Below are 16,689 nucleotides of genomic sequence, written 5' to 3'. Positions count from 1 at the left end.
TTCGTCAGGCCGCTACTTGTTCACGATCACGGCCTGGATGGTGTTCGTCGAGGAGTCGTAGATCCCGATGACCTGCTGGCCGAACGCGAAGGCCTCCTGGACCTCGTCGTGCGTCACCTGGTTCGGGTTGACCAGCGGACGCCATCCCTGGTTGATGTACAGGTAGAGGATCGACGGCTGGCCCGGCAGCGGGGTGACGACGTCCCAGAAGTGCTCGGCGGTACCGCTCGTCAGCGCGGCGGCCTCGACGGCACTGCGCATGACCAGTGGCTGGCCCTGCTGTTGCTGCTGCTGTCCACCGAGTTGCTGGAGCAGTTGCTGGAACGGCTGCTGCTGGCCGAGCTGCTGGAGCTGCTGCTGCAGATGCTGGGGAACCTGCTGGCCCATGCCCTGCTGGGACATGCCCTGCTGCCCGAACGGCTGCTGCTGGCCGTAGCCCTGCTGCTGACCCTGCTGCGGGGGTGCCGTGCTCGGGCCCTGCTGGCCGAACCCCTGCTGGCCGTAGCCCTGCTGGCCCTGTTGGCCCTGCTGACCCTGCTGGCTCATCTGCGGGGTGGTGCTCATGCGGGTGCCACCTTCCCTCAATGGTTGGGTGATGGTTGGGCGTTGACTGAGTGTTGACTGAGTGGTGGTTGGGCGTTGATTGGGCATTGATCGTGGGTTGACGGGTGATGGCCCGTCAGCCCGTGACGACCAGGCCGACGATCTCGTCGTCCGAGAACCAGACCCGTACGTCTGGCCGGCCGCTCGCGAAGGCGGCCTGCACCGACTGGCGGATCTCGGGCGACGGGTTGTGCAGGCTCCGCCAGCCGCCGGCCACGTAGAGCCGGAGCCTGGGCGGGAGTTCACGCGGATAGGGCACCAGTTCGTCCCAGTACCGTTCGGCCTGGCCCGAACCGACCGCCCCCGGCAGCAGATGGGCCACCGCCGCCTTGATGTCCGGCCGGCTGCCGATCCGCTGCGACGCGGGCCGGCTCGGCGCGTCCTGCTGCGGGGAACCGGTGGCCCGCAGCACCTTGCGTGCCTTCTCCGGGGTCATCGACTCCTGGCCGGCCGCCCGGAGCATGCCCTGCAGCGCGGCCAGGGCGCCGACCACCACCGGGGAGGCGGAGGACGTCCCGGAGAAGGTGTCAGTGAACCAGGCGATCTCCTCGGCGCCGCCCTGCAGATCGCCGGGCCGGTCCCAGGAGCCGCCGGTCGTCGTGACCTCGCGGCCCCAGCCCTGCGCGTCCACCCGTGCCCCGTAGTTGGAGAACGCCAGCCGCGAGCGGTCCGGGCCGTGGTCGCGGCCGTGGGTGCCGGGCGGCGGGGCGCCCGCGCCGACCAGGATCGCGCCGGAGGACTGGTGGGAGGGGTTGAAGGGGTTGCGCCACCACTCGGGGAATTCGTCGGGGCGGCGTTCGTACACGGCGTCGTCCAGCGACTCGCCGCCGTTGCCCGCGGCCTCCACCACGATGATGCCCCGGGCGGTCGCGTACCGGATGGCCGTGAAGTCGTCGGGCCACCACTCGATGGGGGTGTAACCGCGCTGGTCGTCGCGCTGCTGGTAGTCGAACCGCGGCCCCGGGCGGTGCAGTTCGACCAGGATGATGTCGCCGGCGCCGAGCCGGTCGGCCGCCGCGTGGATCGCCGCCGCCGTGCCGATGCCGTGGAAGGACGCGGCCGCGGTCACGCTGTCCGGCGCGATCCCGGTGATCCCGTACTCGTTGCGGTCGCCGCCGATGACGCCGATCACGGCGGTGCCGTGGTTGCGCCAGGCCAGGTCCTGGATCGGGGTGCCTATGACAACGCCGGCCAGCTTGGCCGCGAGATCCTCGTGGCCCAGCTGCCAGGCACCCTCCACGTCGATCACGGTGACGCCCTGGCCGGAGCCGCCGGGCCGCTGCCACGCCCAGTACGCGTCCACACCCTCGGGCGCGGGCCGCAGATAGCCCTGCCGACTGGTGAAGTCGGGGGTGACGGGTGCGCCCTCCTTGTGCCGCCTGGTCTCGTCGGCGCTCTGGCCGACGGACCCCACCGAGGCCGGTACGGCGGCCGGTTTCACGTACGCCGTGGCGATCTCCGGCAGTGCGGCGATCCGTGAGCGCAGTTCCTGGGCCCGGTCCTCGCCGCCCCTCACCCGGTAGAACAGGCCGAGGTCGGGCGGCCCCTCGGCGCCGACGGCCGCCGGCTGGGCCGCCGACCGGAGCCGTTCCTCGCTGCCGAACAGCGGCTCCAGGGCGAGCTGTTCGTCGCTGAGGAACATGGTGAGTGCCGACACGTCGGCGCCGGCCGCCGAACGGACCCCCTGCGCCCCGGCGCGCAGCTGGGGCTCGGGTCGAGCGACGACGATCAGCTCCTGCTCGGCTCCCCGGTAGTTGAATCCCGCTCCGTCGGGTCCCGGTCCGGACGCTCCCGGTCCCTGCTCCGGCTGTACCTGGTCGGTCATCGCGTGCCGCTCCCTTCGGTCCGTGCAGGTGCTCAAGTTGTCGGTTTCGCTTGGCAGTTGGCGTTCGTCCCGCTGTTCGGCCAGTCGTTCGTGGGCGAACTGTTTCGGCGCTGTTTCTTCCGGTTGTGTCCTCCGGGCACACACCCTGCTCCTCCCGGGCCGACTCGTCCACCCCCGAGTTCGCCAACTGAGTTTGGAAACAATTTGAATTGGGTACCGTGTGCAATTCGTCCGGAAACCGATGTCACGCCACAATCCGGCCAAATGCTGTGGAGACGGATGTCATGTGATGGGGCGCCAGCGTCGATTGACCGCCCATCCGGATGCCCATGCCCATGCCCATGCCCATGGCCATGCCCGTATCCGTCCCCGTCCCCGTCCCCGTCCTCGTCCCCGTACTTCGGATCGCGGGCCGACGGCCCCCGCTGCCGCGCGAGTCCCGCGACCGGCGGCGGCACGTCAGGGGTGACGCGTCACACCCGGCACACGACGCCTGACATGCGAAAGGGCGGCGCGCCCGTGGCGCGCCGCCCTTTCGTCTGGTCAGTCCTCCGAGGACTCCGGTGGCTCGGCAGATCCCGGCGGCTTCTTGGCGTCCGCGCCGCCCGACGCCTCCCCGGCGGAACCGCCGACGTCATCGCTGCCGCTGCCGCTGCCGGTACCGCTGTCGCCGCCGCTCGCGGTGCCGTCGGCGGGACCCTCGGTCGGCTCCGGCCGCTGTGGCCTCACCGGCCTGGCCCGGCCGCCCGGCCCGTCACGGAGGTAGCCGGCCGGGTCACCGCTCTCGGTGGCATGGCTGCCCGGCGCCGCCGGCCCGCTCCCGTCCCGTCGGCGCAGATAGCGCTCGAACTCGCGGGCGATCGCCTCACCCGACGCCTCCGGCAGCTCGGCGGTGTCCCGGGCCTCCTCCAGCGTCTGCACGTACTCGGCGACCTCGCTGTCCTCCGCGGCCAGCTGGTCCACGCCCACCTGCCAGGCGCGCGCGTCCTCCGGCAGCTCGCCCAGCGGGATCCGCAGGTCGATGAGGTCCTCCAGGCGGTTCAGGAGGGCCAGCGTCGCCTTCGGGTTCGGCGGCTGCGACACGTAGTGCGGCACGGCCGCCCACAGCGACACCGCCGGTACGCCCGCGTGCGTGCACGCCTCCTGGAGGATGCCGACGATGCCCGTGGGGCCCTCGTACTTCGTCTCCTCCAGGTCCATCGTGCGGGCCAGGTCCGGATCGGAGGTGACTCCGCTGACCGGTACCGGACGCGTGTGCGGGGTGTCACCCAGCAGTGCTCCCAGGATGACCACCAGCTCCACGCCCAGCTCATGTGCGAAGCCCAGCAGCTCGTTGCAGAAGGAGCGCCAGCGCATCGACGGTTCGATGCCCCGCACCAGCACCAGGTCCCGTGGTTTGTCACCGCCTACCCGGACCACTGACAACCTTGTCGTCGGCCACGTGATCTTGCGTACACCGCCGTCCAGCCACACCGTGGGCCGGTTGACCTGGAAGTCGTAGTAGTCCTCGGCGTCGAGCGCCGCGAACACCTCGCCCTTCCACTCGCTGTCCAGATGCGCGACCGCGGTGGAGGCGGCGTCGCCGGCGTCGTTCCAGCCCTCGAACGCGGCCACCATGACCGGGTCGACCAGCTCGGGAATCCCGTCGAGCTCGATCACTCAGCGCCTCCTTCCGACGTACCCTCACGTACGCCCCAACCTTACGGCTTGTGCACAGGGCGTCCGCAGCCCCCTCGCATGGGGGAGTGCCCGGATCACTGCCCCGTTCAGTGCCTCCGGACACCCCGCGGTCGTCCGCGCTGCCGGTAGCCGGTAGCCGGTAGCCCGTAGCCCGTAGCCGGTGGGGATGTCGTCGGGATCCTGCCGGGATCCCTCACAGAGTCGAGCGCAGCCACTGCTCCACGCTCGCGATGTGCACGGTCGCCCAGGAGCGGGCCGCCTCCGCGTCCCGGTCGCGCAGGGCGCCGAGGATCGCGCGGTGTTCGCGCAGGGTGCGGCCGACCGCGTCCTCCTGGGTCAGGCCCCGCCAGACCCGGGCCCGGGTGGTGGGGCCCGAGAGGCCGTCGAGGAGGGAGCAGAGCACCGAGTTGCCCGAGCTGCGCACGATGCCCCGGTGGAACTCCAGATCGCAGGCGACCAGTTCCTCCACCGACGGCCCGGTGCCCAGGGCGTCCAACTGGGCGCTCAGCGCGTCCAGTTGCTGTTCGCTGATCCGCAGCGCCGCCATCGCCGTCGCGGCCGGCTCCAGGATGCGGCGTACCGCGAGGAACTCCAGGACCGTGTCGTCGCGGTGGAAGTCCACGACGAAACTCAGCGCCTCCAGCAGGAGCTGCGGGTCGAGACTCGTGACGTACGTGCCGTCGCCCTGCCGTACGTCCAGGATGCGGATCAGGGAGAGGGCGCGCACCGCCTCGCGCAGGGAGTTGCGGGACAGCCCCAGATCGGCGGCGAGTTCGCTCTCCTTGGGCAGCCGGTCGCCGGGGCCCAGCGCGCCGGAGACGATCATTCCCTTGATCTTCTCGATCGCCTCGTCGGTGACTGCCATGGCAGGCCTCCCCGTCACTCAGGCTGCCACTCGGACACCCGATGACTGACATCTGTCTCGCGTCCGTCTTACATCCGATGTCTCATTATGCGGCTCACGCGAGGTCGGACCGTGACACGAGAGCCGCCAGGTCCGCGAGCGCCGCGCCCTCGTCGAGGGTGGTGAGCGCCCGGCCGCGCATCAGGATCCGGCCGTCGACGACCGTGTCCCGTACGTCCTCGGCGCGGGCCGCGTACGCGAGCGTCGACCAGGGGTCGTGGCGGGGTGCCAGGTGCGCACCGCCCAGGTCCAGGACGATCAGGTCGGCGCGCTTGCCGACCTCCAGCGAGCCGAGGTGGGCGTCGAGTCCCAGCGCCCTGGCGCCCTCGATCGTGGCCATCCGGACGGCCTGCTCGGCGCCGACGGCCGTGGGGTCCCCGCCGGCCTTGTGCACCAGGGCGGCGAGGCCCAGCGCGCGCAGCACGTCCAGGGTGTTGGAGCTGACCGCGCCGTCCGTGCCGAGGCCGACCGTCACACCCGCGCTCAGCAGCCGCGGCACGGGGGCGACGCCGCAGCCCAGCTTAAGGTTGGAGACCGGGCAGTGGGCGACCGACGTGCCGGTACGGGCGAGCGCCGCGATCTCGGCCCCGGTGAGGTCCACGGTGTGGGCCAGCAGCAGGTCGGGGCCGAGGAGCCCGAGGGCGTCGAGCAGTTCGACCGGCCGCTTCCCGTACCGCACCTCGACGGTGGCGACCTCGGTGGCGTTCTCCGCCGCATGGAGGTGCAGCAGCGCGCCGAACTCCCGTGCCAGCGCCGCGATGTCGGTCAGCTGCTCGGGGGAGAGGGTGTAGGCGGAGTGCGCGAAGAGGACGGGGCGCGTACCGGGCCGCCGCGCGCCCGTTGCCGCACGGCCCTCCAGGTCGCGCCGGGCCCACGCCAGCCGGTCCTCGTACGCGATGCGGTCGGCCGGATCCGGTACGTCCATGAAGGTCGGGCCCGTGTGCAGCCGCCAGCCCGCCTCGCGCGCGACCCGCTCGGCGGCCTCGTGGAACCAGTACATGTCGAGCGCCGAGGTCACCCCGGCCCGTACGCTCTCCGCGATCGCGACCCGGATCGCCGTCGCGACGTTCTCCGCCGACAGCAGCTCGCTCTCCCAGCGGATCACCCGATCGAGGAACCCCTGGAGCGTCACGTCGTCGGCGCGCCCGCGCAGCAGGGTCATCGCCAGATGGGTGTGCGCGTTGACCAGGCCGGGGAGGACCAGGCAGCCGGTCGCGTCGAGGGTGTCGGCGCCGGCGTACCGCGCGCGCAGCTCCTCGGCCGGGCCGACCTGCACGATCTCGCCGTCGCGGACGGCCACGGCTCCGTCGGACACGATCGTGCCGGCCGCGTCGACGGTCAGGACGTCACCGCCGTGCACCAGCAGGTCGGCGGGGGCGGGGGCGCCGGCGGCGGAGGTCGCGGGGCGGGGGGAGGGGACGGTCACAGCGCGCGCTCCTCGGCCTCGGCCAGCAGACGCAGGGCCTCCAGCGCGACCACCGCGCCGCGTTCCACACCCGCCGCGACGACCGCGCGGTGCGGGTCGTAGCCGCCGGTGCTCGCCTCGTCGACCAGCTCGTCCGCGTTCGCGCCGTCGATCACCAGCACCCCGCCCGCGGTCAGCCCGCGCAGGGAGGCCGTCACATACAGCGCGGACAGCTCCATCTCGATGGCCGCGAGCCCCGCCCCGTCGTACGAGAACAGGGGTATCAGCCCCGGCTGGAACGCGGCCCGCGTCCACACCAGGCCGCGGTGGTGCGGAGCGCCCTGCTCGCGTGCCGCCAGCTGGAGCGCGAGCACCGCCTCCGGGGTGGCCACCGCCGGATACTCGGGCGGCAGCAACTGCTGGGTCACCCCGTCGTCGCGTACGGCCGCCTCCGCGATGACCAGGTCGCCGTCCTGGATCCCGGGCCGCATCGCACCCGCCGTACCGAACCGCACGAAGGTGGACACGCCCGCGTCCGCCAGCTCCTGGAAGAGCAGAATCGCACCCGGGGCGCCCACCCCGTGGGAGGCGACGACGACCGGCACGCCCTGCCAAGTCCCGCTGAACAGACGGTATTCGCGGTGGTACGAGACCTCCTCGGCGCCGTCGAGCAGCGCGGCGACGGCCGCGGCGCGCGCGGGATCCCCGACGACGACGGCGCGCGCGGGGAGCCCGGTGCGCGGTATGCGGGTGATGGGGGCCAGGTCCTGCGGGGCCTGTTCCTGCGTCATGGGGCGACTCCAGTCGTACGCGTGGTCACGCGGGTGCGGGCGGTGCGGCGTCGGTGGCCTGCTGTGGCCCAGGTGCCCTGCACGCCGAAGATCGTACGCAGCGGGGTGGCGGTCGGATCCACCGCCAGGAGGTTCATGGCGACGCCGAGCGCGACCGCGTGCCCGGGGCTCTCCGGGCGCGCGCCCCCGAAAGGCAGAAGATTGCGCCGTTCCCCGCGCCCCTGGAGGGCTGCGCCCCCGAACTACAAAAGACTGCGCCGTTCCCCGCGCCCCTAAAGAAGCAGGGGCGGCTGCCCTCCGGCAGCCGCCCCTCGCTCGTTATTCGGTCTACTTGTTGTCGAGCAGGTTCTGGACCTTGCCGCGTATCTCGTCGTTCGCCAGGCCTCGGATCGTGAGGGTCGTGCGGCGGCGCAGGACGTCGTCCGCCGTCTCGGCCCACTCGTTGTCACGGGCGTACACGACCTGGGCCCAGATCTCGGGCGCGTCCTCGTGCACGCGCCCGGCCAGCTCCGGGTTGTCCTCGGCCAGTCGCGCGATGTCGAAGGCCAGCGAACCGTAGTGCGTCGCCAGGTGCTTGGCGGTGTCGGCGCCCATCCGCGGACCGACGGTGGGGGAGTCGACCAGGAGCCGGTGCGCGACCGCGCGGGGGTTGGCGACACCCGGCAGCGGCAGCTTCTTCGGCAGCGCGGAGACCGGCTCGAAGTCCTCGCCGAGCGGCCGGCCCGGCAGCGTCTCCAGCTGCTTCATGACGGTCCGGCCGATGTGCCGGAACGTCGTCCACTTGCCGCCCGCGACGGACAGCATGCCGCCCCGGCCCTCGGTGACGACGGTCTCCCGCTTGGCCTTCGACGTGTCGCCGGGGCCGCCGGGCAGGACGCGCAGACCGGCGAAGGAGTACGTGATCAGATCGCGGGTCAGCTGCTTGTCACGGATGGAGAACGCGGCCTCGTCCAGGATCTGGGCGATGTCCTTCTCGGTGACCGAGACGTCCGCCGGGTCGCCCTCGTACTCCTCGTCGGTCGTGCCGAGCAGCAGCATGTCCTCCCACGGGAGGGCGAAGGTGATGCGGTACTTGTCGATCGGCGTGGCCAGCGCGGCCTTCCAGGGAGAGGTGCGCTTGAGGACCAGGTGCGCGCCCTTGGAGAGGCGGATGGACGGCGCCGCGTTCTCGTCCTCCATCCGGCGCAGGTGGTCCACCCACGGCCCGGTCGCGTTCAGCACGAGCCGCGCCGACACACCGAACTCGTCACCGGAGAGCGTGTCCTTCAGCTCCGCGCCGGTGACCCGGCCGCGGGTGAAGCGCAGGCCGGTGACGGCGGCGTGGTTGAGCACGGTGGCACCCGACTCGACGGCCGCGCGGACCGTCATCAGCGCCATCCGCGAGTCGTTCATCTGGTCGTCGCCGTACACGGCCACGGCCTTCAGATTGTCCGTACGCAGCTCGGGAACGTCCTGCGCGGCCTTCGACGGCGAGAGCAGGTGCCCCACGCCGTCACCGAAGGCCGACAGCGCCGAGTACGCGAAGACGCCCGCGCCCAGCTTCGCCGCGCCGTGCGGCCCGCCCTTGTACACGGGGAGGTAGAACGTGAGCGGGTTCGCCAGGTGGGGAGCCACCTGACGGGAGACCGCACGGCGCTCGAAGTGGTTCTCCGCCACCAGCTTCACCGCACCGGTCTGCAGATAGCGCAGACCGCCGTGGAGCAGCTTGGAGGAGGCGGAGGAGGTCGCGCCGGCGAAGTCGCCGGCGTCGACCAGGGCCACCCGCAGACCCGACTGCGCGGCATGCCAGGCGGTGGAGATGCCCAGGATTCCGCCACCGATCACCAGGAGGTCGTACGTCGACCTGGACAGCTGCTCCCGGGTCTCGGCGCGGCTCACCGCCCTCCCGTGAAAAGCGGCGGAGCCGTTGGCCTGGTGCGTCCCAAGAGCCGGGACACTCTGCAGGGTGGTCATGGCGAATTACTCCTCGTCAGCGTCGTCTTCGAGCCAGCCCATGGTCCGTTCGACGGCCTTGAGCCAGCTCTTGTACTCACGGTCGCGGGTCTCCGCGGCCATGTTCGGGGTCCATTCCGCGGCCCGCCGCCAGTTGGCGCGCAGGTCCTCGGTGTTCGTCCAGAAGCCGACGGCGAGGCCGGCGGCGTAGGCGGCGCCGAGGCAGGTGGTCTCGGCGACCATCGGGCGCACCACGGGGGCGTCCAGGACGTCGGCCAGGGTCTGCATCAGCAGGTTGTTGGAGGTCATGCCGCCGTCGACCTTGAGGGCCGTCAGCTCGACGCCGGAGTCCTTCGTCATGGCGTCGCTGATCTCACGGGTCTGCCAGGCGGTGGCCTCCAGGACGGCGCGCGCGATGTGCGCCTTGGTGACGTACCGGGTCAGGCCGGTGATCACACCGCGGGCGTCGGGGCGCCAGTACGGGGCGAACAGACCGGAGAAGGCCGGCACGAAGTACGCGCCGCCGTTGTCCTCGACCGACAGCGCGAGCGTCTCGATCTCTGCGGCGGACTTGATGAGGCCCATCTGGTCGCGCATCCACTGGACGAGCGAGCCGGTGACGGCGATGGAGCCCTCAAGGGCGTAGACCGGCTTCTGGTCGCCGATCTGGTAGCCGACGGTGGTCAGCAGGCCGCTGTACGAGTTGATCAGCTTGTCACCGGTGTTCATCAGCATGAACGTGCCGGTGCCGTACGTGGACTTGGCCTCGCCCTCGGCGAAACAGGTCTGGCCGAACAGGGCCGCCTGCTGGTCGCCGAGCGCGGAGGCGACCGGGATGCCGCCGAGCAGGTCGCCCAGCTTGCCGCCGGTGACCTCGCCGTACACCTCGGCGGAGGAGCGGATCTCGGGCAGCATGTTCAGCGGGACGCCGATGGACTCGGCGATCCTCTCGTCCCACTGCATGGTGTGCAGGTTCATCAGCATCGTGCGGGAGGCGTTCGTGACGTCGGTGACGTGCCGGCCGCCGTTCACACCGCCCGTCAGGTTCCAGATGACCCAGCTGTCCATCGTGCCGAAGAGGATGTCGCCGGCCTCGGCGCGCTCGCGCAGTCCTTCGACGTTGTCGAGCAGCCAGCGGGCCTTGGGACCGGCGAAGTACGAGGCGAGCGGCAGGCCGGTCTCGCGGCGGAAGCGGTCCTGGCCGACGTTGCGGCCGAGTTCCTTGCAGAGCGCGTCGGTGCGGGTGTCCTGCCAGACGAGGGCGTTGTGGACGGGCTCACCGGTGTTCTTGTCCCACAGCAGCGTCGTCTCGCGCTGGTTGGTGATGCCGATGGCCTTGATGTCGTCGCGGGTGATGCCGGCCTTCTCGACGGCTCCGGCGACGACCTCCTGGACGTTGGTCCAGATCTCGGCGGCGTTGTGCTCGACCCAGCCCGGCTTCGGGAAGATCTGCTCGTGCTCCTTCTGGTCGACGGAGACGATCCGGCCGTCCCGGTCGAAGACGATGCAGCGGCTGGACGTGGTGCCCTGGTCGATGGCGGCGATGAAGGGGCCGGCGGTGTGCGCGTCGGTCACGGTGTGCTCCTGAAAGTCCGTGGGTTCCGTGGGTGAGGGGCTGGCTTACGGCGTATTGCCTTCGGCTCCGCCCGACGTCCGTCCCGTACCGGACGGACGTCGGCGCCGAGCCGTCCTGCGGCTCTAAGCAAAAGCGACGTTGTAGATGCCTGCGGCGATCGCCCCGCCGATCAGCGGACCCACCACCGGGACCCAGGCGTAGCTCCAGTCCGATCCGCCCTTGTTGGGCAGCGGCAGCAGGGCGTGCACGATGCGCGGGCCGAGGTCACGGACCGGGTTGATCGCGTACCCCGTCGGACCACCGAGCGAGAGACCGATGCTGACGACCACGAAGGCGGTGATCAGCGCGCCCAGGGTGCCGAGACCCTTGCCGCTGTCGTTGAGCCCCTGGGTGAGGACCGCGAGCACCAGCACGATCGTGCCGATGACCTCCGTGGCGACGTTCTGCCACGCCACCCGGACCTCCGGGCCGGTGGAGAAGACGCCGAGCACCGGGCCCGCCTTGGCCTCCCGGGCCTCCACGGACTTGACGTCCTGCGTGCCGGGGCCCCCCACGATCTCCCGGTCCGTGAGGTGCGCCAGGAACTGTCCGTAGTACGCGACCCAGACGAGCACCGCTCCGATCATGGCGCCGAGGAGCTGGCCCGACCAGTAGGTCAGGAGGTTGCTCCAGTCGTCGTCCTTGATCGCGATGCCGAGGGTGACGGCCGGGTTCAGATGGGCACCGGAGAGGGGCGCCGAGATGTACACGGCGGTCATCACCGCGAAGCCCCACCCGAAGGTGATGGCGAGCCATCCGGCGTTGCGTGCCTTGGAGGCCTTCAGCGTGACGGCGGCACACACGCCGGCGCCGAGCAGGATGAGTATGGCGGTACCTATGGTCTCGCCGATGAAGATGTCGGAGCTGGACACCCGCGACTCCTTTGTCCTTCGTCCAGGGGAAGGCGAACCCCGGGTCCCTCCGGTGGTTCGCGACCTCAGGTGAGGTCGTTGCCGGCCCTTGGCCTTGTCACACTCTAACGCGTATTGCCGGTAGGTGTTCGACAATGCCGACCGATGGACGGGAGTCTTGTCCTGGCAATACCACCTCGTCAAGGCCCCTGTTGTCGAAAACACGATCGTTACTGACCGCTGTGACGCATCGATCATCGTGAACGGCCGCACACCGCGTGCGAGCGGGAACGTTCCGTAACAGAAGGGGCAGAGAGAAGGCCGGTACGTCGTCGACGTACCGGCCTTCTTCCCACAATCGCGGTGCCGGACGCGGCCGGGGGCCCTGCCGGGTCCGGCGCGGGCTCAGAACCGCCCGGCGCCCAGGTCCCGGGAGACCGAGCGGGCGCAGTCGCGGACGGCGGCGATCAGCTCGGGACGCAGCCCGCCCTCCTTGTCGCAGACGCGCTCCACCGCCCCCGTGACCCCCACCGCGCCGACGGGCATCCGCCGCTGGTTGTGGATCGGCGCCGCGACCGACGCCACTCCCGTCCAGGTCTCCTCGACATCGGCCGCGTACCCGCGCGCGCGGGTCAGGTCGAGGATGTGCTCGAACGCCTCGGGCGCGCTGACCGTACGCGCCGTGAACTCCTCGCGCTCGGCCTCCAGGGCCTCGCTGTGCGCCACCGGGTCGTACGCCGACAGGACCTTGCCCAGTGCCGTCGAGTGCAGGGGCTGCATGGCCCCGACCTCCAGCACCTGCCGGCTGTCGTCGGGCCGGAACACGTGGTGCACGATCAGCACGCCCTGCTGGTGCAGCACTCCCAGATAGACGCTCTCGCCGCTGGAGCGGGCCAGGTCGTCGGTCCACACCAGGGCGCGCGCCCGCAGCTCGTGCACATCGAGATAGGTCGTCCCGAGCCGCAGCAGCTCGGCGCCCAGCTGATAGCGCCCCGAGGGCCCGTCCTGCTCGACGAAGCCCTCCTGCTGCAGGGTGCGCAGGATCCCGTGGGCCGTGCCCTTCGCCAGGCCCAGCGACGAGGCGATGTCCGACAGGCCGAGCCGTCGCTCGCCGCCCGCGAGCAGCCGCAGCATCGCCGCCGCCCGTTCGAGCGACTGGATGTTCCGTGCCATCGCCGTCGTGCCCTCCGTCCCCTTGGACCGTCGGTCGCCGCTTCGCTGCCACCGTTCGGCAATGCCGAACATTACCGGTCGCCGCCGACCTCCCGCTAATGGGTGGTCGTGATGAGTTGCGAACGCATCCCATCCGGTGCCGGGTACGGATCGCGCGTCCGTCCCGTGGACTCTCCCGACCCTCGGGCGTGGCCTCGGGCTACCCTGACGGCGTGCGCCTTCCACAAGAAGCGCAAAGCCGACAGCCGTCGCACCCCAGGGAGCATTTTCCATGGCCTCGTTGCCGAACCCGTCCCTTCCGTCCGAGTCGGCCTACAGCCGGGCTCGCACCGACGCCCTCCGCGAGGCGCTCGCCACCCGCGTGGTGGTGGCCGACGGCGCGATGGGCACCATGCTCCAGGCGCAGGACCCGACCCTCGAGGACTTCGAGAACCTCGAGGGCTGCAACGAGATCCTGAACCTCACCCGCCCCGACATCGTGCGCTCCGTCCACCAGGAATATTTCTCGGTGGGCGTCGACTGCGTCGAGACCAACACCTTCGGCGCCAACCACGCGGCCCTCGCCGAGTACGACATCGCCGAACGCGTCTTCGAGCTCTCCCAGGCAGGCGCCCGCATCGCCCGCGAGGTCGCCGACGAGTTCACCGCCTCCACCGGACAGCAGCGCTGGGTACTGGGCTCCATGGGCCCCGGCACCAAGCTGCCGACCCTCGGCCACGCCCCGTACACGCTCCTGCGCGACGCCTATCAGCAGAACGCCGAAGGCATGATCGTCGGCGGCGCCGACGCGCTGCTCGTGGAGACCACCCAGGACCTGCTGCAGACCAAGGCGTCCGTACTGGGCGCCCGCCGGGCCCTGGACAAGCTCGGCGTGGACCTGCCGCTGATCGTCTCGGTGACCGTGGAGACCACCGGCACCATGCTCCTCGGCTCGGAGATCGGCGCCGCGCTCACCGCGCTCGAACCGCTCGGCATCGACATGATCGGCCTGAACTGCGCCACCGGGCCCGCCGAGATGAGCGAGCACCTGCGCTATCTGGCCCGCCACTCCCGCATCCCGCTGTCCTGCATGCCGAACGCCGGCCTCCCCGTCCTCGGCAAGAACGGCGCCCACTACCCGCTGACCGCCCCCGAACTCGCCGACGCCCAGGAAACCTTCGTCACCGAGTACGGCCTCTCCCTGATCGGCGGCTGCTGCGGTACGACCCCCGAGCACCTGCGCCAGGTCGTCGAACGCGTCCGGGGCCTGACACCGGCCCCGCGCGACCCGCGCCCCGAGCCCGGCGCCGCCTCGCTCTACCAGACCGTGCCGTTCCGTCAGGACACCGCCTACATGGCGATCGGCGAGCGCACCAACGCCAACGGCTCGAAGAAGTTCCGCGAGGCCATGCTGGAGGCCCGCTGGGACGACTGCGTGGAGATCGCCCGCGACCAGATCCGCGAGGGCGCGCACATGCTCGACCTGTGCGTCGACTACGTGGGCCGCGACGGCGTCGCCGACATGCGGGAACTGGCCGGCCGCTTCGCCACCGCCTCCACCCTGCCGATCGTCCTGGACTCCACCGAGGTCGACGTCATCCGGGCCGGCCTGGAGAAGCTCGGCGGACGCGCGGTCATCAACTCCGTCAACTACGAGGACGGCGACGGCCCCGACTCGCGCTTCGCGAAGGTCACCCGGCTCGCGCGGGAACACGGCGCCGCGCTCATCGCCCTGACCATCGACGAGGAGGGCCAGGCGCGCACCCCCGAGCACAAGGTCGCCATCGCCGAGCGGCTCATCGCCGACCTCACCGGCAACTGGGGCATCCACGAGTCGGACATCCTCATCGACACCCTGACCTTCACCATCTGCACCGGCCAGGAGGAGTCCCGGGGTGACGGAATCGCCACCATCGAGGCGATCCGGCAGCTCAAGCAGCGCCACCCCGACGTCCAGACCACCCTCGGCCTGTCGAACATCTCCTTCGGCCTCAACCCCGCCGCGCGCGTCCTGCTCAACTCGGTCTTCCTCGACGAGTGCGTCAAGGCCGGCCTCGACTCGGCGATCGTGCACGCCTCGAAGATCCTGCCGATCGCCCGCTTCACCGAGGAGGAGGTCACCACCGCCCTCGACCTCATCCACGACCGCCGCCGCGAGGGCTACGACCCGCTGCAGAAGCTGATGGCCCTCTTCGAGGGCGCCACCACGAAGTCCCTCAAGGCCGGCCGGGCCGAGGAACTGGCCGCACTGCCCCTCAATGAGCGGCTCAAGCGGCGCATCATCGACGGCGAGAAGAACGGCCTCGAACAGGACCTCGACGACGCCCTGAAGGAGCGCCCCGCCCTCGACATCGTCAACGAGACACTCCTGGACGGCATGAAGGTCGTCGGCGAACTGTTCGGTTCCGGCCAGATGCAACTGCCGTTCGTGCTCCAGTCCGCCGAGGTGATGAAGACCGCGGTGGCTTACCTGGAACCGCACATGGAGAAGACCGACGACGACGGCAAGGGCACCATCGTGCTGGCCACCGTGCGCGGCGACGTCCACGACATCGGCAAGAACCTCGTCGACATCATCCTGTCCAACAACGGCTACACCGTCGTCAACCTCGGGATCAAGCAACCCGTCTCCGCGATCCTGGAGGCCGCCCAGGAGCACCGCGCCGACGTCATCGGCATGTCGGGGCTCCTGGTCAAGTCCACGGTGATCATGAAGGAGAACCTGGAGGAGCTCAACCAGCGCAAGATGGCCGCGGATTACCCGGTCATCCTGGGCGGCGCCGCCCTGACCAGGGCGTACGTCGAGCAGGACCTGCACGAGATCTACGACGGCGAGGTCCGCTACGCCCGCGACGCGTTCGAGGGCCTGCGCCTGATGGACGCGTTGATCGGGGTCAAGCGCGGAGTACCGGGCGCCGTACTGCCCGAGCTGAAGCAGCGCCGGGTGCGGGCCACCGCTCAGACGGTCGTCGAGGAACGCCCCGAGGAGGGCGCCGCCCGCTCGGACGTCGCCGTCGACAACCCGGTCCCGACCCCGCCCTTCTGGGGCACCCGTGTCATCAAGGGCATCCAGCTCAAGGAGTACGCGACCTGGCTCGACGAGGGAGCCCTGTTCAAGGGCCAGTGGGGCCTCAAGCAGGCCCGCACGGGCGACGGTCCGACGTACGAGGAACTGGTGGAGACCGAGGGCAGGCCGCGCCTGCGCGGCCTCCTCGACCAGCTGCAGACGGGCAACCTCCTCGAAGCGGCGGTCGTATACGGGTACTTCCCGTGCGTCTCCAAGGACGACGACCTGATCCTCCTGGACGACGACGGCAACGAACGCACCCGCTTCACCTTCCCGCGCCAGCGCCGTGGCCGCCGGCTGTGCCTGGCCGACTTCTTCCGCCCCGAGGAGTCGGGCGAGACGGACGTCGTCGGTCTCCAGGTCGTCACCGTCGGCTCCCGCATCGGCGAGGAGACGGCGAAGCTCTTCGAGGCGAACGCCTACCGCGACTACCTCGAACTGCACGGCCTGTCCGTCCAGCTGGCCGAGGCACTGGCCGAGTACTGGCACGCGCGCATGCGCTCCGAACTCGGCTTCGCGGGCGACGACCCCTCCGAGATGGAGGACATGTTCGCGCTCAAGTACCGCGGGGCCCGCTTCTCCCTCGGCTACGGCGCCTGCCCCGACCTGGAGGACCGCGCGAAGATCGCCCGCCTCCTGGAACCGGAGCGCATCGGCGTCCACCTCTCGGAGGAGTTCCAGCTCCACCCGGAACAGTCCACGGACGCCATCGTGATCCACCACCCGGAAGCGAAGTACTTCAACGCCCGCTGAACGCCCCCTGAGGGGCGAGGGGTAACCGGTGCATGGCCGGGTGCGGGCCGGTGAGGGCTGGCCGCGCAGTTCCCCGCGCCCCTGACGGGGCGCAGCCCCGCCTACAGGCGG

At 70.8% G+C, this 16,689-nt stretch carries 11 protein-coding genes; 1 reads left to right on the top strand and 10 read right to left on the bottom strand.

Features of this window, described 5'->3' with window-relative positions:
- Positions 1 to 12: 12 nt before the first annotated feature.
- From K3769_RS06540 to K3769_RS06490, 10 genes are all read right to left on the bottom strand, one after another.
- A complete protein-coding gene (locus tag K3769_RS06540; RefSeq protein ID WP_267025496.1) occupies positions 13 to 564 on the bottom strand; it encodes a hypothetical protein in 552 nt (183 codons plus the stop codon).
- A 115-nt stretch (positions 565 to 679) separates the two neighbouring features.
- Positions 680 to 2,428: a S8 family peptidase gene (locus K3769_RS06535; protein WP_267025495.1), complete on the bottom strand. Its 1,749-nt coding sequence runs from the start codon at positions 2,426 to 2,428 to the stop codon at positions 680 to 682.
- A gap of 543 nt (positions 2,429 to 2,971) precedes the next feature.
- Positions 2,972 to 4,087 (bottom strand): PAC2 family protein, encoded by a 1,116-nt coding sequence (locus K3769_RS06530; RefSeq protein WP_267025494.1) that lies wholly within the window; start codon positions 4,085 to 4,087, stop codon positions 2,972 to 2,974.
- A 214-nt stretch (positions 4,088 to 4,301) separates the two neighbouring features.
- On the bottom strand, positions 4,302 to 4,973 hold the full coding sequence (locus K3769_RS06525; protein WP_267025493.1) for a FadR/GntR family transcriptional regulator: 672 nt from the start codon (positions 4,971 to 4,973) through the stop codon (positions 4,302 to 4,304).
- A gap of 94 nt (positions 4,974 to 5,067) precedes the next feature.
- Entirely contained in the window at positions 5,068 to 6,438 is a 1,371-nt protein-coding gene (locus K3769_RS06520; RefSeq protein ID WP_267025492.1) for an amidohydrolase, read from the bottom strand.
- Positions 6,435 to 7,208, bottom strand: a complete 774-nt coding sequence (locus tag K3769_RS06515) for a nucleoside phosphorylase (RefSeq protein ID WP_267025491.1) — start codon at positions 7,206 to 7,208, stop codon at positions 6,435 to 6,437. The genes K3769_RS06520 and K3769_RS06515 overlap by 4 nt, the downstream gene beginning before the upstream one ends.
- A gap of 327 nt (positions 7,209 to 7,535) precedes the next feature.
- Positions 7,536 to 9,161, bottom strand: a complete 1,626-nt coding sequence (locus K3769_RS06505) for a glycerol-3-phosphate dehydrogenase/oxidase (protein ID WP_267025490.1) — start codon at positions 9,159 to 9,161, stop codon at positions 7,536 to 7,538.
- Positions 9,162 to 9,167: 6 nt separating this feature from the next.
- Complete coding sequence (glpK, locus tag K3769_RS06500) at positions 9,168 to 10,715, bottom strand: glycerol kinase GlpK (RefSeq protein ID WP_267025489.1); 1,548 nt, start codon at positions 10,713 to 10,715, stop codon at positions 9,168 to 9,170.
- Positions 10,716 to 10,838: 123 nt separating this feature from the next.
- Entirely contained in the window at positions 10,839 to 11,627 is a 789-nt protein-coding gene (locus tag K3769_RS06495; RefSeq protein WP_267025488.1) for an MIP/aquaporin family protein, read from the bottom strand.
- Positions 11,628 to 12,011: 384 nt separating this feature from the next.
- A complete protein-coding gene (locus K3769_RS06490) occupies positions 12,012 to 12,779 on the bottom strand; it encodes an IclR family transcriptional regulator (RefSeq protein WP_267025487.1) in 768 nt (255 codons plus the stop codon).
- Positions 12,780 to 13,050: 271 nt separating this feature from the next.
- On the opposite strand from K3769_RS06490, the gene metH reads away from it, so the two are divergent.
- Entirely contained in the window at positions 13,051 to 16,578 is a 3,528-nt protein-coding gene (gene metH / locus K3769_RS06485; protein ID WP_267025486.1) for a methionine synthase, read from the top strand.
- Positions 16,579 to 16,689: the final 111 nt, after the last annotated feature.

The organism is Streptomyces ortus (assembly GCF_026341275.1).
Lineage (GTDB): Bacteria > Actinomycetota > Actinomycetes > Streptomycetales > Streptomycetaceae > Streptomyces > Streptomyces ortus.
Note: the sequence above shows the minus strand (reverse complement) of the source record. Positions and strands in the feature narration are given on the sequence as shown.